This window comes from Phenylobacterium sp. (assembly GCF_030679875.1).
Classification (GTDB): Bacteria; Pseudomonadota; Alphaproteobacteria; order Caulobacterales; family Caulobacteraceae; genus Phenylobacterium.
Genome location: NZ_JAUXSP010000001.1, coordinates 46,827 through 71,231, shown reverse-complemented (window position 1 = coordinate 71,231; position 24,405 = coordinate 46,827). Strand labels below are relative to the sequence as shown.

Sequence of the window (24,405 nt, the reverse complement as noted above, 5' to 3'; positions counted from 1 at the left end):
GTACTTCTTCGCCGTCGCACCGCCGGACTTCGCCAGCGTCATCGTGATCGCCGCCGTCAGCGTCGTCTTCCCATGGTCAACGTGACCAATCGTGCCGATGTTGCAATGCGGCTTATTGCGTTGGAATTTCTCTTTGGCCATCAGGGTCCTGCCGGCGATGCGCCCGGGGGCGTAGGGGTGAAGAACGGGATATTGGAGCGGGTAGCGGGAATCGAACCCGCATCCTCAGCTTGGAAGGCTGCTGCACTACCATTGTGCTATACCCGCGCCGAGGCTGCGGGGATGCCGCAATACTCCTTTTCGAACCGAGGCGTGGTGGGGGAAGTAGGACTCGAACCTACGAAGGCGTACGCCAGCGGATTTACAGTCCGCCCCCTTTGCCACTCGGGACATTCCCCCGCGCGCTCGGAACCATCCTGAGCCCTGAACAAATTACCTCCGCTCCGAGTTGCGGCCTCTGCTAGAAGCATCGCCAACATCCCCGGAACGGGCGGAGACCTGTCCCGGCCTCAAAATGGAGCGCGTCTTATAGTGTCGTCGATCCGGGAACGCAACGCGCCCCGAAACAAGCGTCGAAGTGGGCGAGAAACCCCTTCTGTCACAAGGCCTGAGGGCCCTTCCGCAGCCTGGTTCTGGGGCTGGCACGCCGTGCTGGCGGCCCTGGAGAACGCCGAGCGCGAACCCCCTGAGCGAATCCTCGCCACCGCCGAACGGGCCGCAGAGCTCACCCGGCGCTTCCCCGGGCTGGTCGTTGAGACGGTCGATTCGCAGCGGCTGGCCAATCTGTTGCCGGGCGCCGTGCACCAGGGTGTCGCCCTGCGCCCCGGGGAGTTGCCCCCGGTCGATCTGGAGACCTTCGCCCCGGACAAGGGCGCTGTCCTGCTGATGCTCGACCAGGTCACCGATCCGCAGAATGTCGGCGCCCTGCTCCGGTCGGCCGCCGCCTTCGGCTGCGTGGGGGTGATCCTGCAGGATCGCAATGCGCCGCAGCTCACAGGCGCCCTGGCCAAGGCCGCCGTGGGCGCGGTGGACAAGATCCCCGTGGCCCGGGTGGTCAATCTTTCACGGGCGCTGGACCAGCTGGCCGACATGGGCTGGCGGGCGGTGGGGCTGGACGGCGAGGCCGAGGCGACCCTGGAAACCGCCCTGGATGGATCAGCGACAGTCCTGGTGATGGGCTCGGAGGGATCGGGTCTTCGCCGGCTGGTGGCCGAGCATTGCGATGTCCTGGCCAAGATTCCCATGCCCGGGGGCTTTGAGAGTTTGAACGTCTCGGCGGCGGGCGCCATCGCCCTTTATGAGGCCTCTAGACCTCGCCCCTGAGGGGAAGTGGTTTCCCCTCAGCCGATTCACGGCTTTGATTTCACGGCCACGTCGTGATTTCTTGATTAACCTTCCGACGGCGCTGTGCGCGCAGGCATCAACACGGGTACGGGGGACGTCCCATGGCGATCAGGACCTTGAAGCAAACCTTGGGGCTGGCGGCGACCGCCGGGCTTCTGGCGGCGGCCGGCTGCAGCGCGCCGTCTGGCCCCAGCGCCCAGGGAAGCGACTATTACGCTGAAGCCCCGCCCCCGCCCCCGCTGATGGGCGCCGCGCCCGGCGCGCCGCACGACGGCTCTGGCCTGATGGGCGGCCCCCCCGTGGAGGTTCATGAGGGCCAGGCCCTGCCCGCGGCCTCCGCCCGCCATCCCGGTGTGGTCAGCTTCCGCCGCGCCGACGGGGTCCTGGTCACCACCATGCGGCCGATCGCCAATCCCGAGGACATGAGTCCCGAGGAACGCCGGCTCGTCTATGGGGAACGTCAGGTTCGCGCTGCGGCCCCGGCCCGTCGGGCTTACAGCTCTGACGCCCGGGTGGCCCCGACGCCCCTCCGGACCCCGGCGCCGGTCGCCGCAGCGCCCAGGGCCCCGGCAATCGCTGCGCCCGCCGCGAAGGCTGCGCCTGCCCAGGCGGCTCCGGCTCCCGCCGCCCCCGTGGCCAAGGCTCCGACCGCCCCTGCCACCGCCCCTGCCGTTGCGGCGGAAGCTGAGACTGAAACGTCTGAGCGTGGCGGCATGTTCAGCTTCCTCGAGCGCTTCAAGTTCTGGGACCGCGATGGCGCTACTTCTGATGCCGAAGTGGCCGCTCCGGGCGCCGAAATGGCCGCCGAATCCGAGGTTGCGGCCGAGTCGCCCAAAAGCGGCGGCATGTTCAGCTTCCTTGAGCGCTTCAAGTTCTGGGATCGCAATGTCGCCGTTCCCGACGCCGAGGTCGCCGCCGAAAGGGCGTCTGAGGCCGCGGATGCCGCCCGGACAGCCGCCTCGGATGCTGGCGCGGCCATTGATGGCCAAGGCGTGTCCACTCGCACCATTCTGCTGGCCCTAGCGGTCCTCGCCGGGGTTCTGATCCTGGCGGCCATCGCGCGCAACGCCGCGACCAAGCGTCGGGAGGCCAAGCGCCGGCGCCGTTTCCAGACCTTCGGCTACGGTTCGGACGCCTCGTCTCATGCCGACGAGCCCGAGCGCGACCGGGGTCCTGGCCTCGCCGCGCCCCTTGCTGCGGCGGCGGCCGGCGCCGTGGCGGCCACGGCCTTCGCCCATCATCAGGGCAAGAAGGACGAGGAAAACCACAGCGAGGCCAAGGCGGCCGAGCCCGAGCACGAACCGGCCTGATCAGCGCCAGCTCAGCCCGAATTCACCGTCCGTAACAATAGGCGTTGCGGCGACCCTGAGCCTGTCGCATTGAGGCGATCATGTTTGAGTCCCTGATCGCCGAACACGGCCCTGCCCTCACCGCCCTCTTTCAGGTCCTCCTGATCGACCTCGTCCTGGCTGGTGACAACGCCGTGGCCGTGGGCCTCGCCGCCGGCGCCCTGCCGGCCGAGCAGCGGAAAAAGGCGATCCTCTATGGCCTGATCGCCGCGGTGGTCATGCGAATTGGCTTCGCGCTGATCACCACCCAGCTCCTGGGCATCATCGGTCTGCTGTTCGCGGGCGGCCTGCTGCTGATGTGGGTCTGCTGGAAGATGTGGAAGGAGCTGCGCGAGCAGGCCGTGATCGACGAGGCCGACGCCGAGGCCGTGCTCGATGGCGATCCGACGACGCATCCGAGCCCCCGGCCGGTCAAGAGCTTCCGCGCCGCCTTCATCCAGATCCTGATCGCCGACCTGTCCATGTCCCTGGACAATGTGCTGGCCGTGGCCGGCGCGGCCCGGGAGCACCCGGGAATCATGGTCTTTGGCCTTATTCTGTCCATCGCCCTGATGGGCGTGGCCGCCACCTACATCGCCAGCCTGCTGCACAGGTACCGGTGGATCGGCTATATCGGTCTGGTCGTCGTGCTGTACGTGGCCCTGTCCATGGTCTGGGAAGGCCACCGCAACGCGGTGGTGAAGCTGGACCGGACGGACTCCTACAACGCCGTCATGCCCGGCTTCCTGGACATTTCGCAGGAAGAGGCGGCCGAACACCGCCTCCACTAGACCACGGTCCAGGGCGCGGACCTTCCAGTCCCGGCTCGCCCGATATGGGAGCGCAAAGATGGCGGCCTACAAGGCGCGGCTGAGCGAAGACCTGGACCGCTGGATCGACCAGGGTCTGGTGGCCGCCGAATCCCGGCAGCCCATTCTCGACAGCATAGCCGAGGCTCGCCGCATCGACGCCGGCGTCGCCCTGGCGGTGATGGGCGCTGTGCTGGCCGGCCTCGCGGCCATCGCCTTTGTCGCGGCCAACTGGGACGTCATTCCTCGACTGGCGCGGTTCGCCCTCATCCTGACCGTCTTCGCAGCCACCTGCGCCGGCGCCGCCTGGGCGGCTCTGAAGGGTCGGCCCCTGGTGCGCGACGTCCTGCTGGGCGTCGCCGCCCTGATCTATGCCGGCGCCATCGGCCTGACGGGCCAGATTTTCGACCTCGCCGGCGACCCACAGGCGGCCCTGCGCGGGGCGGGCCTGGCCGCGGCCCTGCTGGCCCTGGCCGGGCGGTCCAACGCCGCAGCCATCGCCGCCGTCGCCCTGATCGCCCTGGGCGACTTCGCCGGTCCCGAGGGCCTGTTTGGCCTGCAACTGCGCTGGCTGGCCATCGCCGCCCCGGCGGGGGTGCTGCTGGCGATCGCCTGGTCCAGCCGCAGCCTCGCCCACCTTGCGGGGCCGGCCATGGTGCTGGGCTGGCTGTTCGCCGCCCCAGACGTCCAGCCACAAGCCTATCTCGCCTTGACGGCGGCCTTCGCCATCGCCGGCGGGGCCGCCCGGTGGGCCAGCGAACAGGACAGGCGGGGGGCCGGCGTCATCTATGCCTGGATGGCCATGGGCGCCCTCGTGGCCTTCGCCGCCGCAGGGCTGTCCAGCGAGACCTTTGGCCTGCTCCATCGCCTGGCCTGGCTGATCGCCTCAGGCGGTATAGTCGCCCTTGGCCTGCATGACCGGGCCGGCGGCGTGACCGCGGCTGGCGTCCTGTCGGCCATCGCCGCGGTCAGCGCGATCCTGATGGACCTGGGGCTCGGCCTGATGACCGCAGCGGGCGTCTTCGCCGGATGCGCCGTCCTGGCGCTGGCCGCCGGGGGCCTGCTTCGACGCGGGAGGGCAAGGCCATGACCCGGATGACCGAGGCTTCGGGGCCAAAGGGGCTGGCGCTGCGGATCGGCGTCGTCGCCGCTCTGCTCGTATTGGCCCTCGTGGGTCTGCTGGTGCGCGAAGACCGCGCCCGGGCCAGCGGCCAGGAGGTTCGGCTGGCCATGGAGGCGGTCGATCCCCGCAGCCTGCTCAGCGGCCACTATGCGGCCCTGCAGCTTGTGGAGCGCTTGCCTGACGGATCAGACTGCCCGCCGGACCTGGAGGCGCACTACGGTCACGATGACAGCTGGGTCGCTCTGTCGCCGGGTCCAGACAATGTCCACACGGTGTCTGGCGCCGGCGCCACCCGGGCTGAGGCCCTGCGACATGGCCCGCTGACCGTGCGGGGCCAGGCCAGCTGCCGACAGGCCTTCACCACGCCCCCCCGGGAGCCCGGCGAGGATGGCCCACCGGACGGCGAACGGCCACAAGAGACCTTCATCAGCCTCGACATTGGGGTGGACCGCTTCTATGCCGACCAGACACAGGCCGAAGCCCTGGAGGCGGACCTGAGGCGCCAGGGTGAGGCGCAAGCCCCACCGGCCTTCGCCATCGTCTCCATCGGCCAGGACGGCCGTGGACGCCTCAAAGGCGTCGAGGTGGGTGGGACCCGCGCAGATCTGAACTGGTTCTAGACATGGACGACCCCCAAGCGCTGGACGTCGCCGTCATCGGCGGTGGTCCAGCCGGGCTGATGGCCGCCGAGACCCTGGCGGGCGCAGGCCTCTCTGTCTCCGTCTACGAGCGGATGCCAAGCCTTGGGCGACGTTTCCTGATGGCCGGACGGGGTGGGCTGAACCTGACCCATTCGGAGCCGCTCGCGGCGTTCAAGACCCGCTATGGCCCGGCGGGCGAGTCCCTCTCAGCCCAGCTTGACGCCTTCACGCCGGACGAGCTCCGGGCCTGGGCCGAAGGGCTTGGCCAGGAGACTTTTGTCGGCTCCAGCGGCCGGATCTTCCCCCGCGCCCTGAAGGCCTCGCCGCTGCTGCGGGCCTGGCTCGGTCGGCTGGACGCCGCAGGCGTGCGCTTTCACCTGCGCCACGACTGGACTGGCTGGAGCGCCGATGGCGCCCTGAGGTTCGCCACCCCCGCAGGCGAGGTGGAGGCTAGGCCCGCCGCCACGGTGCTGGCGCTCGGCGGGGCCAGCTGGCCAAGGCTCGGGGCCAACGGAGCCTGGGCAGTCACGCTCGGCGAGGCTGGCGCGCCGCTGGCGCCCTTCGCGCCGGCCAATATGGGGGTTCTGGCCAAGTGGAGCCCCGCTTTTTCCGAACGTTTCGCCGGCGCGCCGCTCAAGGCCGTCGCGCTCACCCTTGGCGAGCAGACCGTCCGCGGCGAAGCGATGGTGGCCGCCTATGGCCTCGAGGGCGGCGGCGTCTACGCGCTTTCAGGCGAGTTTCGCCGCACCTTGGCCAGCGCCGGTCAGGCCCAGCTCTTCATCGACCTGCGGCCGGACATGCGCCGGGGCGACCTGACCTCGCGCCTCATCGGCGGGCGGGCGGGCGACAGCCTGTCCAACCGCTTGCGCAAGATGCTGAAACTGTCGCCCGTGGAGATCGGACTGCTGCGAGAGGCGTTCGGCGCCGATCTGCCCCGCAGTCCGGTGGGCCTCGCCCAGGCGATCAAGGCCCTGCCCGTCACCGTCACCGGAACGGCGGGCCTGGAGCGGGCCATATCCAGCGCTGGCGGGCTCAAGTTCGAGGGCCTGGATGAGCGCCTGATGGTCAAGGCGCGACCGGGCGTCTTCGCCGCCGGCGAGATGCTCAACTGGGAGGCGCCGACCGGCGGCTACCTGCTGCAGGCGAGCTTCGCCACCGGCCGTGCGGCCGCCGTCGGCCTCATCGACTGGCTGAACAGGCAGCCCTGAACTAGGCCGGTTCGACCTCGCCCCCGAACCGCTCACGCCACTCGGCGACCTGGGCGTCCTCGATCTTGCGGAACAGCACGTCGGGGGCGGCGACCTTGGTCCCAGGCGCCAGCAGGTTCAGGAGCTTGGCGCCCTCCCCTCCCGGCCAACGGCCCGGGAAGGCCTCGCCCACGCCGCCGGCGATCTTCTCGGCGGCGAACGGGATGAAGGGCTCCGACACCTTCGCAAACAGGGCCACCAGGTTCAGGCCCGTCCGCACGGCCACGGCGGCGCGGTCCCGATCGGTCTTGATGGCGGTCCAGGGCGCGGCCTCGGTCAGGTACTGGTTGCCCAGAACCCAGAGCTGACGGAGCGCCTGGGCCGACTTGCGCATCTCGATGGCTTCCATCAGTTCGGTCAGCTCGGCGAGCTTGGCGGAGACGTCGGCGGCCAGCTTGATCTCAAGCTCGCCCGGCTCGCCGCCCTCAGGCACGACGCCGTCAAAGCGGGTCTCTGTGAACTTCAGGATGCGGTTTACGAAGTTGCCAAGCACGTCGGCGAGATCAGCGTTCACCTGGGCCTGGAACTGCTCCCAGACGAAGCTGGCGTCGGAGCCCTCCGGCGCATTGGCGATGATCCACCAGCGCCAGTAGTCCGGCGCCAGAAGCTCCAGGGCCTGATCCATGAAGACGCCCCGGTTCTGCGAGGTCGAGAAGCGGCCGCCGTAATAGTCGAGCCAGTTAAAGCCCTTGAGCCGGTCCACCAGCTTCCAGGGCGCATTGTTCACCGCCCGCCAGGCGCCGTCGGGGCCCAGCTGCTCGTTGGCTCCGATCAGGGTGCAGGGAAAGCCCACCGTGTGGAAGGGCACGTTATCCTTGCCCATGAACTCCACATAGGTGACGTCGTCCGCCAGCGGCTCACGCCACCAGCGCTCCCAGTCGGCCTCGGCAGCCTGGCCTCGGCCCTCGGCTGCGGCCTTGGCGTCGGCCCATTCCCAGGTGGCGCCGATGTACTCGATAGGGGCGTCGAACCAGACGTAGAAGACCTTGCCCGCCAGTCCTTCCACGTCAGGCTTGTCGCCATCGGGGTTGGGGCCCCAGTCAGCGGCGTTGACCGGAACGCCCCATTCCAGGTCACGGGTGATCCCCCGATCCTGCAGGCCTTCGTCCAGCCATTTGAGCGCGATGGAGGTGACCAGCAGCGGCCAGTCGCCCTTCTTGCCGTCGATCCAGGACCGCAGCTTGTCGGCGAACAGGCTCTGGCGGAGGAAGAGGTGTTTGGAGGGCCGGATCTCAATGTCGTCCGAGCCGGAGACCGCCGAGCGCGGGGCGATCAGGTCGGCGGGGTCGAGCACGCGAGTGCAGTTCTCGCACTGGTCGCCCCGGGCGGCGGTATAGCCGCAGTGGGGACAGGTCCCGATCACGTAGCGGTCGGGCAGGAAGCGCTTGTCGGCGTTGGAATAGACCTGCTGGGTGACCTTTTCCTCGATCAGGCCGGCCTCCCACAGGGTCTGGGCGAAGCTTTGGGTCAGCTGGCGGTTCTGCGACGAGGACGAGCGGCCGAAATGATCCCACGACAGGCCGAACTTCGCGCCCAGTTCGGCTTGGACCGCATGCTGCGCCGCGCAGAAGGCGGCGGGATCGACGCCGGCTTCGGCCGCCGCCAGTTCGGTGGGCGTTCCGTGTTCGTCGGTGGCGCAGATGTAGAGCGTCTCACGGCCCCGGGACCGCTGGAAACGGGCATAGACGTCCGCCGGCAGCATGGAGCCCGCGAGCGTTCCCAGGTGCTTGATCCCGTTGATATAGGGCAAGGCCGAGGTGATCAGGATGCGGGACATGGGTCTGCGCGCTCGTATGAGAGGGTCGTGAGGGCGGGCTTATATGGCGCCGCGTCCGGCTTGCCAAAAGCCGTCACCATTCAGGGGCCGCTCAGACGCGGATCGGCCCCTTGAAGATAAAGAGGGCGCCGGCCGCGATCAGGCCAAAGCCTACGGCGTGGTTCCAGGTGAATCGCTCCCCCAGATACATCACAGAGAAGACGGCGAAGACCGCCAGGGTGATCACCTCCTGCATCGTCTTCAACTCGGCGGGAGAATAGACGTCCCGTCCGATCCGGTTGGCCGGCACAGCCAGGCAGTACTCAAAGAAGGCGATTCCCCAGCTCACCAGGATGATGATCCACAGGGGTCGATGCTCAACCTTCAGATGGCCGTACCAGGCGAAGGTCATGAAAATATTGGAAAAGACCAGCAGGACCACCGGGGCGGCGAAGGCCATCAAGGGCGCCAGTCCTGGCGCCAGGCTGGGGGGCATCGGAGATCTCCCATGGGTTCGACGCCGATTGGGGTCTTAACCCCCGCGCCATCGGCCTTATAAGCAGAAGCAGGGCTGCTGAGGGAGAGCGTGATGCGGGCTTGGGGTATGAAGACGGGGCTGGCGGTCGCCAGCGTGGCGGCCCTGCTGGGTCTGGGCGCCTGTGGCCAGGGACAGAGCGCCAACGACACGGTGCGGATCTACAACTGGTCGGACTATATCGACCCCCAGCTGCTGGAGGCCTTCACCAGCGATACGGGCGTCAAGATCGTCTATGACACCTTCGATTCCAACGAGGTGCTGGAGACCAAGATGCTCCAGGGCGGCACCGGTTATGACGTGGTCACGCCGTCCAACCACAACATCCCGCGCTACATCCAGGCCGGAGCCATCGCCGAGCTCGACAAGTCCAAGCTGAGCAACATCGGCAATCTGTCACCGCGCATCATGGCCTATATGGAGCCCTTCGATCCGGGCGGCCGCTACACCGTCCCCTATATGTGGGGGACCATCGGCATCGGCTTCAACGTCGAAAAGGTGGCCGAGCGCCTGCCTGGGGTGACCATCGATTCCTGGGACGTGCTCTTCAAGCCGGAAAACATCGCCAAGTTGGCCGACTGCGGCGTTCATTTCCTGGACGCCTCGGAAGACATGTACGCCGTCGCCCTGAACTATGTGGGCAAGGATCCCAATTCGACGGTGGTGGCCGACTATGAGGCCGCCACGCAGATGCTGATGGCCGTGCGGCCCCATGTGCGGAAGTTCCACTCCTCGGAATACGTCAACGGTCTGGCCAATGGCGATATCTGCGTCGCCATCGGCTACTCCGGCGACATCTTCCAGGCCGCCGACCGGGCCGAAGAGGCCGGCGCCGGGGTCGAGGTGGACTATGTGATCCCCAGCGAAGGCAGCCAGGTCTGGTTCGACGTCTTCGCCATTCCGGTCGACGCGCCCAACCCGGACGCGGCCTATGCCTTCCTGGACTTCATGCTGCGGCCCGACGTGATCGCCACGGCGTCCAACTACACCGCCTACGCCAACGCCAACGAACCGGCCACCGCCCTGGTCGACCCGGAGGTTCGCGACGATCCCCGCATCTATCCCAGCGACGAGGTGATGAGCCGCCTGTTCGTCACCACGTCCAAGGGCCAGGACCTGGTCCGCGAGGTGAACCGTCTTTGGACCCGGGTCCAGACGGGCCAATGACCTGCGGCGCGACGATCTCTGAGCTCGACCTTTCGTGAACGCCAAGACGCGTTTGAACATCGGGGCGGTGCGTTCGAGCTTCGCCCCCTGGGCGGATCCCTCGGCCAAGCCCCTGGTGCGCTTCGACCAGGTGACCAAGCGCTTCGGCGGCGAGACCGCCGTCGATGCGGTGTCCCTGGACATCTATGAGGGGGAGTTCTTCGCCCTGCTCGGACCCTCGGGCTGCGGCAAGTCGACCCTGATGCGGATGCTGGCCGGGTTCGAGACCCCCGACCTTGGCCGCATCACCCTGGCCGGCGAGGACCTGGCCGGGCGGCCGCCGCACCTGCGGCCGGTGAACATGATGTTCCAGTCCTACGCCCTCTTCCCGCACCTGACCGTGGCCCAGAATATCGCCTTTGGCCTGCGCCAGCAGAAGAAGCCCAGGGACGAGGTCGCCGCCCGGGTGGACGAGATGCTGGCCCTGGTGCGGCTCGGGGGGCTGGCCCACCGCAAGCCCGACCAGCTGTCGGGCGGCCAGAAGCAGCGGGTGGCCCTGGCCCGGGCCATCGCGCCCAAACCTCGAATGCTGCTGCTGGACGAGCCCCTGGGGGCCCTGGATCGCAAGCTGCGCGAGGAGACCCAGTTCGAGCTGATGGCCCTGCAGCAGCGCCTGGGCATGACCTTCCTGATCGTCACCCATGACCAGGAAGAGGCGATGATCACCGCCGACCGCATCGCTGTGATGCGGGCCGGCCAGCTGGCCCAGATCGGCCGCCCGGCCGAGGTCTATGAAGCGCCCAATTCCCGCTACGTGGCCGACTTCATCGGTGACGTGAACCTGTTCGAGGCCCGGGTGACAGAGGACGACGGCGACATCATCCGCCTGATGAGCCCCGAGGCGCCCGACGGCCTGGAGGCCATCGAGGACGACGAGGTCCCAGCCGGCTCCACCGCCTGGCTGGCCGTGCGCCCGGAGAAGATGCGGGTTCACCTTGATCCCCCGCCGCCCGGCCCCAACCGGCTGGAGGGGGTGGTCGCCGACATCGGCTATCTGGGGGACTGGACCACCTATCTGGTGGAGTTGCCCGGCGGACGGACCATCCGGGCGGCGCGGGCCAACGCCAGCCGCGTCGTGGACCGGCCGGTCGACTGGGACGACAGGGTCTGGCTGACCTTCGCGCCGGATTCCGCCTTGGTCCTGACCCGATGAGCGTGACGGGCGCCCCGCGCCCGCGCCGCCCCTGGAAGGGTCTGGGACGACCTCGGGGTCAACCGAGCTCCGAGGCGCGGGCGGCCTATGCCCCGTTCCTGTGGCTGGCGGTCTTCTTCCTCGTACCGTTCCTGCTGGTGGCCAAGCTGTCCCTCTCGGACGTCGTCCTGGCCATTCCGCCCTATGCGCCACGGCTGGACTGGAGCGCAGGTCTGCCGGGCCTGATCGATTTCGTCCGCGCGCTGGATTTCGAGGCCTATGCCCGAATGGGCCAGGACGGGCTCTATCTGGCGGCCTACCTCTCCAGCCTGAAGTTCGCCGCCGTGGCCACCGTGATCCTGCTGCTGGTGGGCTATCCGCTGGCCTATGGCATGGCCAAGTGTCGGCCGAGCGTCCGCCAAGCGCTCTTGATGGCGGTGATCCTGCCCTTCTGGACGAGCTTTCTCATCAGGGTCTACGCCTGGATCGCCATTCTGAAACCGGCCGGCTTGTTGAACATGGCGCTGGCGCAGATCGGCCTGCCGCCGGTCGACATCCTGAACACCGACACGGCGGTCTATATCGGTCTGGTCTACGCCTACCTGCCCTTCATGGTGCTGCCGCTCTATGCGGTGCTGGAGCGCCAGGAGGCCGGCCTTCTGGAAGCCGCCGCCGACCTGGGCTGCACGCCGTTTCAAAGCTTCTGGCGGGTGACCTTCCCCCTCTCCCTGCCCGGGGTGGCGGCCGGGGCCCTGCTCTGCTTCATCCCCATGGTCGGCGAGTTCGTCATTCCAGATCTGCTGGGCGGGTCTGGCACCCTGATGCTCGGCAAGACCATCTGGACGGAGTTCTTCTCCAACCGCGACTGGCCGGCCGCCAGCGCCGTGGCCATCGTCCTGCTGGCCACTCTGGTGATCCCCATCGTCCTGTTCCAGCGCCAGCAGACCAAGATCATGGAGCAGCGCTGATGCGGCGGGGCCCCAGCGCCTTCAACATCGCCGCCATCGTGCTCGGCATGGGATTCCTCTACCTGCCGATCGTCCTGTTGGTGATCTATTCGTTCAACGAGAGCCGCCTGGTGACGGTATGGGGTGGCTTCTCGACCCGCTGGTACGTCAGCCTGTTCCAGAACGAGCAACTGCTGGCCGCAGCCTGGGTGACTCTCCGCGTGGCCTTTGTCTCGGCGACCCTGGCCACCATTCTGGGGACGCTGGCGGCGCTCGGACTGGTGCGGGCCGGCCGCTTCCGGGGGCGGACTCTGTTTTCCAGCATGACCTATGCGCCGCTGGTCATGCCTGAGGTGATCCTGGGCCTGTCCCTGCTGCTGCTGTTCGTCTCCGTGGGCGTGGCTCGCGGCTTCTGGACGGTGATGATCGCCCACACGACGCTGACCCTCTGCTACGCCACCGTGGTGGTCAAGGCCCGTCTGGTGTCTTTCGACGAGGCCCTGGAGGAAGCCGCCCGGGACCTGGGCGCCCCGCCCTGGAAGGCGTTCGCCCTGGTGACGCTGCCCAATATCGCCCCGGCCGTGGCTGCGGCCTGGATGCTGGCCTTCACCCTCTCGCTGGATGATCTGGTGATCGCCAGCTTCACCTCGGGGCCTGGCGCCACCACCCTGCCCATCCGCATCTACAGCGCCGTGCGGCTGGGGGTGAGCCCGGAGATCAACGCCATCTCTACCCTGCTGATCGGTCTGGTGGCGACCGGCGTCATTGCGGTCTATCTGCTCAACATGCGCAGGCGGACGCCCGGCGCCTGATGTGTCATAGGTAGGACGGCCCTGGAATCGGGGGTCCTTCACGCCACGACGCCCCATGAAGCCGCCGCCCAAGAGACTGTCCGACCTGAAGCCCGCGGCGCCGCCCATGGACGTCTATGCGCCGCCCAAGCCGCGGGTGTCGCGCCAGAAGCCCGGCAAGGTGCTGACCGCCGCCGAAAAGGCCGCCTTCCTCGCCGCCCGACCAGACCTCGATGCCGGACCCAAAAAATGAGCGACTCCCCCGCCGATGACGGCCCTGACGGCGAAACCTCCATCCAGCGCGCCCTGCGGCTGAAGAAGGCCGCCCAGGACGCCAAGCCGAAGCCGCCCCGGGGCGGACGCTTCCAGCGTGAGCAGGCCGCCGCCCACCAGTCCTCGTCCAAGTCCAAGCCCTGGATGGGCCGTTAGAACGAGCCCCAGGTCAGGGCCGCGCCCAGACCTCGATGTGATGGCGCCGCTCCACCCGGGCTTGCCTGGGCTGCCCCAGCGCTCCAAGACCTGAGCTGGCCAGCAGACCGTCGGCCCAGGCCCGGTCCGCGCCAGCCAGGGCGTTCAGCGCGGCTTCCGTCCTCTGAACCATGTAGAGCAGATAGGGCTGCACCCCGACCTGATCGGGAACGCCACGATAGCGGCTGGGGGCGACCCCGAGAGTACGCTGATGCGGCTTTGCGCTCACTGGCTCACCGTCGGCTGGCGCCAGCTGGTTGAAGTGGTCCTCCAGCCAGGCGAGCTTGTCGGCCAGTTCCGCCCCCATCTCGGCGCCCATCTCCGCCACCAGGGCCTCCAGGGTCGCAGGAACCCCGTCCTGGGCGATCCAGCCGTTGGCGTCCGGCATGTCGGGAATGTCGAGGTCAGGCGCGTGCAGCCGCTCGATCCAGCGGAAGACCGCCGGCGCCTGTCGCTTCATGATGTCGGAGGGGACCGGATCGCGGCCCAGATGGGCGAAAAGCGGCCCGAACAGGCCATAGTCTCCAAGGCTCGGTCGGCCCCCCAACAGATAGGGATGGACCGAGAGGTGGGCGTCCAGCGCCGCCAGCAGGTCGCCGTAGCCGCGCTCGATCAGCGGAATGGTCTCGTCGCGCACGCCAAGCCCGGGCAGGTAGCTCTGCATCCGGCGCATGACATTCTGGGCGGCGCCGGCCGGCGCCCCGGCGGCGAAGGCGTGATCGAGAAAAGCCGCCTGCTGGTCGTAGTAGGTCCAGCGATAGTGCATCGCCGCCCGGAGCAGACCCTGCGAGCCGAACAGCTGGAAGAGGTGCGCCAGGAAGGTCTGCCGCGGCGTGTCCGGATAGGCGCTGAGCCTGGCTCCCGCCCGCTCCACATGGTCGATGATGTCGATGCTGTCCTGGATGATCTCGCCGCTGGGCGTCGTCAGCACCGGAATGATCGAACGCCCGATGGCCGGCATGACCTGGCCGGCGAACTCCGGATCGCGCGGCGAGCGTTCCACGAACGCCAGGCCCTGCTTGCGCAGATAGGCCCGGGCGGGACCTGTATAGAGCGAATGGGGCAGGCCGTAGAGAATGTGCGGGCGGGTCATGGGCCCTACCATAGAGTCACGCTCGTCCGGCCTCTATGGCGAACCGCTTAGACCGCCGCTGTCCACCAGGTCGAGGCCAGGGACAGGTCGCTCGCCTGCAGGAGACGGGTCTTTTCCGCATCCAGCCGCGCGCCCACCACAACGATCTGGGCATAGCCATCGGCCCGCAGCCTGTCCCGTGCGTCCGCCAACAGCGCCACTCCGGCCGTCTGCCAATCGGCCGGCTCCACGACAAAATCATCGATCAAGGCCGTCCGACCACCGGGGTCGTAGACTGGCGGGGATGGCGTCGGCTGGGCGACGAGAAAGCCCCTCACCTGGCCATCCCTCTCGGCCACCAGCGCCAGGACGTCGGCCTTGGCAAACAGATGGGTGAACCAAAGGCGGCTCATCTCTGCGGCATTCTCGGCGCGCCGCCAGAAGCGGGGTTCGAAAGTCTCATAGAGCGCCCGACGCGACTCAGCCAGCTGAACGCAGGCTTCGACATCAATGACTGCAGCCGTCCGGATCTTCATGGCCGTCTCCTGAAAGCGCCACCACCCCGTCCCGCCAAGGCCCAGTTTCAGACCGCGCGCTCTAGCGGCTGCGGCCCCGGGCGCTGACGGGCCAGATGTCCACCAGGGTGTCGCCCTGGACCACATGGTAGCTGTCATAGAGGTTCACCGTGGGATCGCAGTGGGGGACCGCCAGGGTGATGAGGTCGGAGATGGTGAGGCCCTCGCCGATCCCAGGTGAGATCACCGCCCCCTGCTCGTCCCCCATGAAGGCGAACTTCGCCCCGTCCGGCGCTCCGGCCACCACCTGGGGCGGGGCCGCGTCGGTGGAAAAGGCCTTGAAACCGGCGTCGACGGTGACCAGGGCGCTATGGTTGGCGCTGACCACCCGGGCGTCGACGAACAGGCTGCGCACATAGGGCGAGGCGCCCGCCTCGGTGATGGCGCAGGCCAGGTACTGGTCGTCCATGAAGACGTAGGAGCCGACCTGCCACTCGGTGAAGACGCCGAGCTCCAGGTCGATGCGGTGGGTGCCGGTGCCGCAACCCGTGACCACCGGCGGCGGCAGACCGGCGTCGGTCAGGGCCGCGATCGTGACCTTCAGGGTCTCGGTCTGGGCGGCGATCGCCTCGCGGCGGGCGCCGTAGTCCTCGATGTGCTGTTCGCGGCCGCAGTACTTCTGCACGCCGCCATAGGACAGGCTGGGCGCAGCGGCGATCTGGCGGGCGAGCGCTACGGCGGCCTCATCTGAGGCCACCCCGGTGCGGCGGATACCCGGATCGATGTCGACATAAACCTGCAGCGGCGCCTCGGGCGAGGCCGCCGCCGCCAGGGCGGCTACATTGTCGGGATGGTCGGCCACAACCGAAAGGCCCGGGCTGCGGACGTTCAGCGCGATCAGCCGGGCGATGGCCGGGGCCGAGACCACCGGCGAGGTGATGTGCAGGTTCTCGATGTCCCCGGCCGCCAGGGCCTCAGCCTCGCCCAGCTTGGCGCAGCAGAGCCCGAAGGCCCCGGCGGCGACCTGTCGCCGGGCGATGTCGACGCTCTTGTGCGTCTTGGCGTGAGGCCGCAGGCGAACACCGGCCCCCGCCGCCAGCTCGGCCATGGCGGCGATGTTGCGGTCCAGGACATCCACGTCCAGCACCAGCACGGGGGTGTTGAGCGCGCGGCGGGAGCCTTGCTGGCCCATCAGGTGCCCGTGCAGGCGGCGGTCGTCGGAAAGGACGGACATGGGGCGCTCTTTTTCAGCTGAACAGGTCGGCGAGGTGGGGATTGAGGAACTTGCCCTCAGGGTCGGTCTGACGACGCACGTCCCGGAAACGCCCGGCCATAGGATAGAGGCTGTCGACCTCATCCCGCGTCAGGAAGTGCCGCTTGCCCCAGTGGGGGCGGCCCCCATGGCTGCGGAAGATGGGCTCGGCGGCGGCGAAGACCTCCCGCCAGGGCATCTTCGCGTACTGGTGCATGGAGATCGAGGCGCCAGGCCCCTTGTTGAACGGGCTGATCCAGATGTCGTCGGCCGCCGCCCAGCGGAATTCGAAGGGAAAGGCCACCGGCCGGCGGCCCTTGCGGATCCAGGCGATAGCCTCCTTCAGGGCCGGCAATCCGGCCTCGCGGGGCAGTTCGTACTCCATCTCCTCGAAGCGCACGTTCCGGGTCGAGGGGAAGATGCGGTAGGCCGGCCCGACCTTGTGCACGTCGCCGGAGGCGCGGGTGACAAAGCGCTGGATGGGGCCGGCCAGGAAGGGGAAGGCCTTCGTCATGTCACAGCAGAAGCGGAAGATGTCCTCCTCATTGCTGGGCTGCCCCCGGGGGGTGTCGTCCGCCTCGATGGGGTGCAGGGTCTTGACGATGGCCTCGTCGGCATAGGGGAAGACGAAGAACTCCGCGTGACGGTGGCGCTGGGCGAGGTCGGCGAAATTCTCATAGACCCAGGCCATGGGCTTCTTCTCCACCCGCTCCTCCAGCCTGTAGGCCGGCAGAACGTCGATGGTGGCCGCCGTGATCACCCCGAACAGACCGAGCGACAGACGCTGCCCCTCGAAGAGCTCGGGATTCTGAGTCCGACTGGTCTCCACCACCGACCCGTCGGCCATCACCGCGCGGACCCCCTGGACCAGGGTCGACAGGCTGCCCAGGTCCCGCCCCGTGCCATGGGTCCCGGTGCCGATGGCCCCAGCCAGGGACTGGGGATTGACGTCCCCCTGATTGGGCAGGGAGAGGCCTGCGTCCCACATGGCCTTGGTCAGGCGCTTCAGGCTCCAGCCGGCGGGCGCAGTGACCGTCTTGCGGTCCGGGGCGATGACCAGCTCGCCCTCGAGCTCCGAGAGGTTCAGCAGCAGGCCGTCGGTTTCGCAGAGCGGCGTGAAGGAATGCCCGGCGCCGACCACCCGGACCTTGGCGGCCTCACGCACAAGGGCCTGCAGGTCTTCCAGAGTCTTGGGTTGCGCAAATTGCGCCGGCTGGGCGCGTACGCTGCCCGACCAGTTGGTCCAGTTGGCCATGATCCCTCCCGCCGCGCAGCGTCGAGGCCCGCAGCAGGGTCAGTGAACCCGATCCCCCAGGGCGCCGTCCAGGGGCGTCGGCATCCTTTTTCGCGCGCCGCCATAGTGGGATCGCGCCAGCGCTTCCATCACCGATGAAGGGCGATGATTGCGGGACCTCATCAGGACCATGCAGACAATCAAGGACGGGAACCCGTCATGACCCTCTAAGTGCATAGGCGTCGAACTCACCCGCTGAGGAGCGCGCCATGAACGAGACCGCCATCCCCATCACCGTCGCCCTGGGCGACGGCGTCGGCCCGGAGATCATGCAGGCCTGCCTGCGAATTCTGGAGGCCGGTGGCGCGCGCCTGGCGCCGGAACTCATCGAGCTGGGCGAGGCGGTCTGGCGCCAGGGCCATAGCAGCGGCATGACGCCTGAAGGCTGGGAGAGCCTGCGGCGGACCGGGGTTTTCTACAAGGCGCCAGTGACGACGCCACAGGGCGGCGGCGTGAAGTCCATCAATGTGACAGTCCGAAAGAGCCTCGGCCTGTTCGCCAATGTTCGGCCCTGCGCGGCCTATGCGCCCTTCGTCCCGACACGGCATCCCGGCATGGATCTGGTGATCATCCGGGAGAATGAGGAAGACCTCTATGCCGGCATCGAGCATCGGCACACCCAGGACGTGGTCCAGTGCCTGAAGCTGGTCAGCCGGCCCGGTTGCGAGCGGATCGCCCGATACGCCTTTGAGTTCGCTCGCAGCCAGGGGCGCAAGCGGATCACCTGCATGACCAAGGACAACATCATGAAGTTGACCGACGGTCTCTTCCGCCAGGTTTTCGAGGAGGTGGGGCAGGACTATCCCGACATCGCCCAGGACCACATGATCATCGACATTGGCGCCGCCCGGGTCGCGGACAACCCAGAGGCCTTCGACGTCATCCTGGCGCCAAACCTGTATGGCGACATCATCTCCGACATCGCCGCCCAAGTGGCGGGTTCGGTCGGTCTCGCCCCGTCGGCCAACATCGGCGCCCGCTGCGCCATGTTCGAAGCTGTGCATGGATCAGCCCCTGACATCGCTGGTCAGGACATCGCCAACCCCTCGGGCCTGCTGCTGGCCGGACTGATGATGCTGAACCATGTGGGCCAGGGCGCGGCGGCGGCGCGGATCCATAATGCCTGGCTTTGCGCGCTCGAGGATGGACTAGGTACGCCCGACATGGCGCGAGGGCGCACGGCGGTGGGCGCGCAGGCCTTCACTGATGGCGTCATTGATCGGCTTGGACGCGCCCCGCAACGGCTGAAGCCGGCCCAGGCGCGGCCGACGCCCACCGCCCCGATCTCCAACCACGCCCCTGCGCCCAGGGTGGAGAAGACCACGGTGGGCGTCGACCTGTTCATCGACTGGCGAGGGGATGTCGAAACCCTCGCCGCCCGGCTGAAGGCCCTGGAACAGCGGCCACTGGAACTGCGCATGATCACCAATCGAGGGGTCAAGGTGTGGCCCGAAGGCCTGCCGGAAACCTTCTGCGTCGATCACTGGCGGTGCCGCTTCATGAACGGCGGCTCGCCCATCCCGCTGCGGGACATCGCCGCCCTCACCCTGCGCGCAGCCGATGCGGGTCTGGACTTCATCAAGACCGAGAACCTGTGCGCCTTCGACGGGGCGCCCGGTTTCAGCCTCGGTCAGGGGCAGTAGCGCCCATGCCGCCCCCCTCGCCACCTGCCACCCCGGCCGTGGATCTGCCGCCGCATCTGGCGCGTCTGGAAGCTGAGGCGATCCACATCTTCCGCGAGGCCATCTCCGGCGCCGAGCGACCGGTGATCCTGTTCTCAGGGGGCAAGGACTCAACCGTGCTGGCCCATCTGGCGGCGGCCGCCTTCTATCCGTCGCCATCGCCTGCGCCGCTGCTGCACATCGACTCCACCTTCGAGTTCAAGGAGACCCTGACCTTTCGGGACCAGTTCGCCGCCGCCTACGGGTTCAAGCTCCTGGTCCGCCGCAACGAAGAGGGCCGACGGGCCGGGGTCAGCCCGTTCACCCACGGCTCGGCCGTCTATACCGATGTGATGCGCACAGACCCGCTGAAGGCGGCCCTCGACGAACTGACAGCGGACATCATCTTCGGCGGGGCTCGCCGGGACGAGGAAAAATCCCGGGCCAAGGAGCGGGTCGTCTCCATCCGCCAGCCGGGACATGGCTGGGAACCCCGGACGCAGCGGCCCGAACTCTGGAGCCTCTACAACACCCGCCTGGGGCCAGGTCAAAGCGCCCGGGTCTTTCCCCTGTCCAACTGGACCGAGAGCGACATCTGGACCTACGTCCTGGTGCGGGGCCTGCCGCTCGCGCCGCTCTACTTCGCCGCCCTGCGACCGACGGTCATGAGAGACGACATGCTGATCGTTGTGGGCGATGACCGTTTTGTTTTCAACGCCGGCGAGGAACTGGTCACCCGGACCGTCAGGTTCCGAACCGTGGGCTGCTGGCCAGTTACAGGAGCCGTGGAATCCGAGGCGACGACGATCTCGCAAGTCCTCATCGAAACCCTGGCCGATCCGCGCTCCGAACGACAGGGCCGGATGATCGACCGCGATGAGGGCAGCTCCCTGGAGACCAAGAAGCGTCGCGGCTACTTCTAACGCCAGATGCGGCCGGCCGGGAACTGGAGAACCCAGCCGGCCGCCGGGCGTCAGGCTCGGACGGGGTGGAGGCCCGCCTCGGCGAAGAACAGCTGGTCCTTTACCGACAGCTTGCGGCGCTTCAGCTCCCGGATGCGCTCGATATCGGGGTGGGCGCGCCGCTCCTCCCGCCGAACCTCATGGTCGAGCCAGCGGTGTTCGCTGCGCAGCCGGTTCATACGGATGTAGTTCACAATGGGCTCCTCACACTTGGGAGGCGCGCTGTCGGCCACCGGGTCCGGGGAGCGTGGGGGACAAGCTCAATGACCCTGATCGCAGCCGGGCGCGCCCGCTGCGGTCCGACATCGCGATCCCATGATCGCCAGAGGGGCCCGGCCCGCCGGACGATCAGAGCACAGCCGGGCTCGCGTTCAAGCCAAACCGCCATGCCGATCGGTCATGGTCATGATGAGTTGTGAAGCGCGCCGGGACCATGTCACTTGCGTAAAAAGACCTTGCTGCTAGGTTTCCGACTGGCTCCCGTAGAGGAGCGTTCAATCAGGAGCCCAGGTCATGAAGTTGGAGCGTCTCGCCCCCGTCCAGACCTCGCTGCAGCCGAGCAACCACCCCTATCTCACCGGGGCCTGGACGCCGCTGCACGAGGAGGTCAACGCTGAGGGCCTGGAGGTCCTGGAAGGCGTCATCCCCACTGACATCGACGGGATCTATGTGCGCAACACCGAGAACCAGGCCCATCAGCCGCTCGGCCGCTACCACCCCTTCGATGGGGACGGCATGGTCCACATGATCAGCTTCAAGGACGGCAAGGCCGACTATCGCAACCGGTTCGTGCGCACCCGCTGCTTCGAGGCCGAACAGGAGGCGGGTCAGTCCCTGTGGGGTGGGCTGGCCGATGGTCCAGGCGTATCCGTGCGCCCAGGCTTCGGCGCCCATGGCAGCCTGAAGGATTCCTCCAGCACCGATGTGGTGATCCATGGCGGCAAGATCGTCTCGACCTTCTACCAGTGCGGCGAGGCCTATTGGCTGGACCCCGAGACCCTGGAACAGGGCGGCGTGGCCAGCTGGGGGCCGCTGGACGGGGTCTCGGCCCACACCAAGGTCGATGAGGCCACCGGCGAGCTGTTGTTCTTCAACTACTCCAAACAGGCGCCCTTCATGCACTACGGGGTGGTCGATAAGGACGGCAAGCGGGTCCACTATACGCCCGTGCCCCTGTCCGGCCCGCGCCTGCCCCACGACATGGCGTTTTCGGCCAACTATTCGATCCTCAACGACTTCCCGGTGTTCTGGGACCAGGACCTGCTGACCCAGAACATCCATGTGGTGCGCATGCATGAGGGCCTGCCGTCGCGGTTCGCCGTCATCCCGCGCTATGGCAGCCAGACCGATATCCGCTGGTTCGAGGCTGCCCCCACCTATGTCCTGCACTGGCTGAACGCCTATGAGGACGGCGACGAAATCGTCATGGACGGCTACTTCCAGGAAGACCCCTGCCCGGCGCCCATGCCCGACGCGCCCCGGGGCATGGCCCATATGATGGCCTATCTGGACGAGCATAGCTTCAAGCCCAAGCTGCACCGCTGGCGCTTCAACCTGAAGACCGGCGAGACCCGCGAGCATCACCTGGATGACCGCATCCTGGAGTTCGGGATGTTCAACCAGCGCTATGCCGGCAAGCCCTATCGCTACGCCTATTCCACAACCACGAAGCCCGGCTGGTTCCTGTTCAACGGTTTCGTCAAGCACGACCTGGAGACCGGCGAGTCCTGGTCCTTCACCCTGCCTGAGGGCCAATACGCCAGCGAGGCGCCCTTCGTGCCCCGCATCGGCGCGACCGCTGAGGACGATGGCTATCTGGTCAGCTTCATCATCGATGAGGCGGGCGGCGGTTCGGAATGCGTGCTGATTGACGCCCAGAAGATCGAGGCCGGGCCGGTGGTGCGGATCGCCCTGCCCCACAAGATCTGCAGCGGCACCCATAGCGTCTGGGCTGACCGGGATTTCCTGCGCAACGGCGTGGCCGCGGCATGAGGCCTGAGGATCACAAGGCCCTGGCGGAGCGCTTCATCACCGCGCTGGAGGCCGGCGATGTCGAGGCCGTGCGCGCCATCTACGCCCCTGACGCTAAGCTCTGGCACAACAATGACGAGGTCGAGCAGACGGTGGATCAGAACCTGCGGGTCCTGGCTTGGCTGATCCGCGCCCTGCCTGAGCGTCGCTACCGGATCGTGCGGCGGGAGATCCTGGCCGACGGCTTCATGCAGCAGCATGTGCTGGAGGGCGTCCTGGCCGATGGCGAGCCCTTCGCCATGCCTGCCTGCGTGGTGGTCCAGGCCAGGGATGGCCAGATCGTGCGCCTGGATGAATATCTCGATCCCGCCGCTGGCGCCTCCCTCGGCGCCCAGGCCAAGCGCGCCAAGGCCGCGGCGCCCTAGCTGGCCGGGGCGGCGATGCTGTCCAGACCCGCGGGCTCGCCGCACTGGTCGCAGGTGATCTTCGCCTTCAGGGGTTGGCCGCAGGGACGGTGATAGGTGATCAGCGGCGGCCCCCTGCCGCCGTCGAGCCAGCGATCGCCCCAGCGATTCAGTTCAGCGATCAACGGATAGAGATCACGGCCCTGATCGGTCAGCCGGTATTCCCAGCGCTGGGGCTTGTCCTGGTAGAGCGTCTTGCGCAGCACCCCGAGCTCGACCAGCCGCAGGAGCCGGTCAGACAGGATGTTCGGCGCGATCCCCAAGGCTGACTGCAGGTCACCAAACCGCCTGCGCCCCATGAAGGCCGAGGCGATCACATGCGAGGTCCAGCGGTCGCCCAGCACCTGGAAGGCGCGGTCGAGCATCGGATTGCCGAGGTTCAGGGCCTCGGCCGGCACGATGGACCGCCGCTGCGCCCGGGGCGGCTGGGCCGGCTCCACCCCGGCGCCGGGCCCATCGACCACATAGACGTCCCTCGCCGTCACCACCTCATTGCAGCAGCCGCAACGATACTGCGGCATGAAGGGCTTGCCGCAGGTGTGGCGGATTTGGTGGGCGGGATGAGTGGGGTCAAAGAACCAGTGCTGCTCCCAGGCGATGATCATCAAGGCGAGGCTGTAGAGATCACGCCCCATTTCCGTCAGGCGGTACTCCTCCCGGACCGGGCGCTCGCGGTACTGAACCTTCTCGAGCACGCCCACCCCGGTCAGCCGACGCAGCCGGTCGATCAGCAGGCTGCGGGCGACGCCGATACGTCCCTGAAAATCCTCAAACCGCCGCACCCGCTGGAAGGCCAGGTAGAGGATCATCAGGGTCCAGCGGTCGCCGAGAATATTCAGGGCCCGGGTGGCGGAATTGGCCTGCACGAGCTGGGTCGTACGACGTGCGTCCACGGGGGGGCTCAAGCTGGAATCAGCCATGGGATCTCGGCGTTATGGGCGGCCGGACCCTTGGAGCATGGCGCCCCCTTGTCAACCCGCGGTACGCCGGGCCTGGGTCCCCGCCCTCAGGCCTCTTCCAGGGGACGGGCGGGCTTGGGCGGCCAGGGGATAAAGGGCGAGGTGCGGCGGGCATAGTCCTCATAGGCTGGCTTGCGGCGGTGCATCCGGCCCTCGACCGTGGGCATGCCGCTCCAGCGGGTCAGGGTGTAGACGAGGAAGATCGGCCCCACGATGGCGAACAGCCCCGGGGTCGTCTCCGCAGCCACCAGCCACAGACCCCACCAGACGCAGGCGTCGCCGAAATAGTTGGGATGGCGGGTATACCGCCACAGGCCTGTGTCGAGGACCTTTCCCGCATTGTCCGGATTCTTCTGGAAGCGAACGAGCTGCCAATCGCCCAGGCTCTCAAACAGGATGCCGAAGATGGCGAGCCCGGCCCCGACATAGCCGATCACGCCGAGGCTCGCCGGCTCATCGGCGATCTGGCCAAGCTGGACCGGCAGACAGACCAGCCAAAGCAGCGGCATCTGCAGCATGAAGACCAGGCGGAACGAGGCGTAGCCATAGTTCCAACCGCGCTCAGCCTTGGCTTTCTCCATCATGCGCACATAGCGCCGGTCTGGCCCGTGGTCGCGCCAGCGCCACAGGAGATAGCCCCCCAGGCGCAGGGCCCAGAAGGCGCAGATCAGGGTCAGGACGAGGCGCCGTTCGGTGTCGCCGCCCGTCTGGATAAAGGTCGCGACGGCCACGATCCCCATGCCTATCGCCCAGAGGCTGTCCACCGGCGTCGGGTCGCGCATCGCCCAACAGGCCGCCCAGGCCAGGATGAACAGCACCAGCACCACCAGGGCGTTGATCCCCAGGACCGTCACGATCTCAAGCATGGTTCCCCCCGTCCCTCACCGAGGGACAATAGTCCGTCTTTCTATGCAAGCTACTCGACCTC

General features: G+C 67.8%; 26 protein-coding genes and 2 tRNA genes. 16 read left to right on the top strand and 12 right to left on the bottom strand.

Annotation, left to right across the window (positions count from 1 at the left end; translation table 11 throughout):
* From Q8K84_RS00370 to Q8K84_RS00360, 3 genes are all read right to left on the bottom strand, one after another.
* On the bottom strand, window positions 1-141 hold a 141-nt coding region (locus Q8K84_RS00370), incomplete at its 3' end, for a GTP-binding protein (protein WP_305279417.1).
* Window positions 142-193: 52 nt separating this feature from the next.
* Window positions 194-267, bottom strand: a tRNA-Gly gene (locus Q8K84_RS00365).
* Between the two features lie 46 nt (window positions 268-313).
* Window positions 314-399 (bottom strand) — tRNA-Tyr (locus Q8K84_RS00360).
* Window positions 400-531: 132 nt separating this feature from the next.
* Between Q8K84_RS00360 and rlmB the strand changes: the two genes are divergently transcribed.
* The 6 genes from rlmB (at window position 532) to Q8K84_RS00330 (ending at window position 6,453) form a co-directional block, all read left to right on the top strand.
* A complete protein-coding gene (rlmB, locus tag Q8K84_RS00355; RefSeq protein WP_370867805.1) occupies window positions 532-1,323 on the top strand; it encodes a 23S rRNA (guanosine(2251)-2'-O)-methyltransferase RlmB in 792 nt (263 codons plus the stop codon).
* 137 nt (window positions 1,324-1,460) lie between these two features.
* On the top strand, window positions 1,461-2,654 hold the full coding sequence (locus Q8K84_RS00350) for a hypothetical protein (protein ID WP_305279411.1): 1,194 nt from the start codon (window positions 1,461-1,463) through the stop codon (window positions 2,652-2,654).
* Window positions 2,655-2,734: 80 nt separating this feature from the next.
* Window positions 2,735-3,463: a TerC family protein gene (locus Q8K84_RS00345; protein WP_305279409.1), complete on the top strand. Its 729-nt coding sequence runs from the start codon at window positions 2,735-2,737 to the stop codon at window positions 3,461-3,463.
* A 58-nt stretch (window positions 3,464-3,521) separates the two neighbouring features.
* Window positions 3,522-4,571, top strand: coding sequence for a DUF2157 domain-containing protein (locus tag Q8K84_RS00340; RefSeq protein ID WP_305279407.1), 1,050 nt, complete (start codon window positions 3,522-3,524; stop codon window positions 4,569-4,571).
* The gene (locus Q8K84_RS00335; protein WP_305279405.1) at window positions 4,568-5,224 is read left to right on the top strand and encodes a GDYXXLXY domain-containing protein; all 657 of its coding nucleotides are present in this window, start codon (window positions 4,568-4,570) and stop codon (window positions 5,222-5,224) included. Before Q8K84_RS00340 ends, Q8K84_RS00335 begins: the two co-directional genes overlap by 4 nt.
* A 2-nt stretch (window positions 5,225-5,226) precedes the next feature.
* Window positions 5,227-6,453, top strand: a complete 1,227-nt coding sequence (locus tag Q8K84_RS00330) for a TIGR03862 family flavoprotein (RefSeq protein WP_305279403.1) — start codon at window positions 5,227-5,229, stop codon at window positions 6,451-6,453.
* 1 nt (window position 6,454) lies between these two features.
* Here the strand turns inward: Q8K84_RS00330 and metG are convergent, their stop codons facing one another.
* Window positions 6,455-8,269, bottom strand: a complete 1,815-nt coding sequence (gene metG / locus Q8K84_RS00325) for a methionine--tRNA ligase (protein WP_305279401.1) — start codon at window positions 8,267-8,269, stop codon at window positions 6,455-6,457.
* A 91-nt stretch (window positions 8,270-8,360) separates the two neighbouring features.
* Window positions 8,361-8,744 (bottom strand): DMT family protein, encoded by a 384-nt coding sequence (locus Q8K84_RS00320; protein ID WP_305279399.1) that lies wholly within the window; start codon window positions 8,742-8,744, stop codon window positions 8,361-8,363.
* 93 nt (window positions 8,745-8,837) lie between these two features.
* On the opposite strand from Q8K84_RS00320, the gene Q8K84_RS00315 reads away from it, so the two are divergent.
* Genes Q8K84_RS00315 through Q8K84_RS00290 form a run of 6 tightly spaced genes read left to right on the top strand, consistent with a single transcriptional unit; the run spans window position 8,838 to window position 13,288 of the window.
* A complete protein-coding gene (locus Q8K84_RS00315) occupies window positions 8,838-9,950 on the top strand; it encodes a polyamine ABC transporter substrate-binding protein (protein ID WP_305279397.1) in 1,113 nt (370 codons plus the stop codon).
* A gap of 34 nt (window positions 9,951-9,984) precedes the next feature.
* Window positions 9,985-11,142: an ABC transporter ATP-binding protein gene (locus tag Q8K84_RS00310; protein ID WP_305279394.1), complete on the top strand. Its 1,158-nt coding sequence runs from the start codon at window positions 9,985-9,987 to the stop codon at window positions 11,140-11,142.
* On the top strand, window positions 11,139-12,089 hold the full coding sequence (locus tag Q8K84_RS00305; protein WP_305279391.1) for an ABC transporter permease: 951 nt from the start codon (window positions 11,139-11,141) through the stop codon (window positions 12,087-12,089). The genes Q8K84_RS00310 and Q8K84_RS00305 overlap by 4 nt, the downstream gene beginning before the upstream one ends.
* On the top strand, window positions 12,089-12,880 hold the full coding sequence (locus Q8K84_RS00300; protein ID WP_305279388.1) for an ABC transporter permease: 792 nt from the start codon (window positions 12,089-12,091) through the stop codon (window positions 12,878-12,880). Before Q8K84_RS00305 ends, Q8K84_RS00300 begins: the two co-directional genes overlap by 1 nt.
* A gap of 55 nt (window positions 12,881-12,935) precedes the next feature.
* On the top strand, window positions 12,936-13,112 hold the full coding sequence (locus Q8K84_RS00295; protein WP_305279385.1) for a hypothetical protein: 177 nt from the start codon (window positions 12,936-12,938) through the stop codon (window positions 13,110-13,112).
* Window positions 13,109-13,288, top strand: coding sequence for a hypothetical protein (locus tag Q8K84_RS00290; protein WP_305279382.1), 180 nt, complete (start codon window positions 13,109-13,111; stop codon window positions 13,286-13,288). The genes Q8K84_RS00295 and Q8K84_RS00290 overlap by 4 nt, the downstream gene beginning before the upstream one ends.
* A gap of 13 nt (window positions 13,289-13,301) precedes the next feature.
* On the opposite strand, the gene Q8K84_RS00285 is transcribed toward Q8K84_RS00290, so the two are convergent.
* The 4 genes from Q8K84_RS00285 to Q8K84_RS00270 all read right to left on the bottom strand — a co-directional run bounded on the left by Q8K84_RS00285 (window position 13,302) and on the right by Q8K84_RS00270 (window position 17,421).
* Window positions 13,302-14,420, bottom strand: a complete 1,119-nt coding sequence (locus Q8K84_RS00285) for a glutathione S-transferase C-terminal domain-containing protein (RefSeq protein WP_305279380.1) — start codon at window positions 14,418-14,420, stop codon at window positions 13,302-13,304.
* Window positions 14,421-14,467: 47 nt separating this feature from the next.
* On the bottom strand, window positions 14,468-14,935 hold the full coding sequence (locus tag Q8K84_RS00280; protein WP_305279377.1) for a GNAT family N-acetyltransferase: 468 nt from the start codon (window positions 14,933-14,935) through the stop codon (window positions 14,468-14,470).
* A 61-nt stretch (window positions 14,936-14,996) separates the two neighbouring features.
* Window positions 14,997-16,148, bottom strand: a complete 1,152-nt coding sequence (locus tag Q8K84_RS00275) for a DSD1 family PLP-dependent enzyme (RefSeq protein ID WP_305279374.1) — start codon at window positions 16,146-16,148, stop codon at window positions 14,997-14,999.
* A 13-nt stretch (window positions 16,149-16,161) separates the two neighbouring features.
* Window positions 16,162-17,421, bottom strand: coding sequence for a D-arabinono-1,4-lactone oxidase (locus Q8K84_RS00270; RefSeq protein ID WP_305279372.1), 1,260 nt, complete (start codon window positions 17,419-17,421; stop codon window positions 16,162-16,164).
* A gap of 248 nt (window positions 17,422-17,669) precedes the next feature.
* On the opposite strand from Q8K84_RS00270, the gene Q8K84_RS00265 reads away from it, so the two are divergent.
* A complete protein-coding gene (locus Q8K84_RS00265; protein ID WP_305279370.1) occupies window positions 17,670-19,103 on the top strand; it encodes an NADP-dependent isocitrate dehydrogenase in 1,434 nt (477 codons plus the stop codon).
* 5 nt (window positions 19,104-19,108) lie between these two features.
* Entirely contained in the window at window positions 19,109-20,044 is a 936-nt protein-coding gene (cysD, locus tag Q8K84_RS00260; RefSeq protein WP_305279367.1) for a sulfate adenylyltransferase subunit CysD, read from the top strand.
* Between the two features lie 50 nt (window positions 20,045-20,094).
* Here cysD and Q8K84_RS00255 read toward each other — a convergent pair whose 3' ends face one another.
* Window positions 20,095-20,277: a YdcH family protein gene (locus Q8K84_RS00255; RefSeq protein ID WP_305279364.1), complete on the bottom strand. Its 183-nt coding sequence runs from the start codon at window positions 20,275-20,277 to the stop codon at window positions 20,095-20,097.
* A 319-nt stretch (window positions 20,278-20,596) separates the two neighbouring features.
* Between Q8K84_RS00255 and Q8K84_RS00250 the strand changes: the two genes are divergently transcribed.
* Together Q8K84_RS00250 and Q8K84_RS00245 are read left to right on the top strand one after the other, a co-directional pair.
* Complete coding sequence (locus Q8K84_RS00250; RefSeq protein WP_305279361.1) at window positions 20,597-22,075, top strand: carotenoid oxygenase family protein; 1,479 nt, start codon at window positions 20,597-20,599, stop codon at window positions 22,073-22,075.
* Window positions 22,072-22,479 (top strand): nuclear transport factor 2 family protein, encoded by a 408-nt coding sequence (locus Q8K84_RS00245; RefSeq protein WP_305279358.1) that lies wholly within the window; start codon window positions 22,072-22,074, stop codon window positions 22,477-22,479. The genes Q8K84_RS00250 and Q8K84_RS00245 overlap by 4 nt, the downstream gene beginning before the upstream one ends.
* On the opposite strand, the gene Q8K84_RS00240 is transcribed toward Q8K84_RS00245, so the two are convergent.
* Together Q8K84_RS00240 and Q8K84_RS00235 are read right to left on the bottom strand one after the other, a co-directional pair.
* Window positions 22,476-23,411 (bottom strand): helix-turn-helix domain-containing protein, encoded by a 936-nt coding sequence (locus Q8K84_RS00240; RefSeq protein ID WP_305279356.1) that lies wholly within the window; start codon window positions 23,409-23,411, stop codon window positions 22,476-22,478. The two genes, Q8K84_RS00245 and Q8K84_RS00240, sit on opposite strands and share 4 nt — an antisense overlap.
* A 113-nt stretch (window positions 23,412-23,524) precedes the next feature.
* On the bottom strand, window positions 23,525-24,343 hold the full coding sequence (locus Q8K84_RS00235; protein WP_305279354.1) for a DUF1295 domain-containing protein: 819 nt from the start codon (window positions 24,341-24,343) through the stop codon (window positions 23,525-23,527).
* Between the last annotated feature and the right edge of the window lie 62 nt (window positions 24,344-24,405).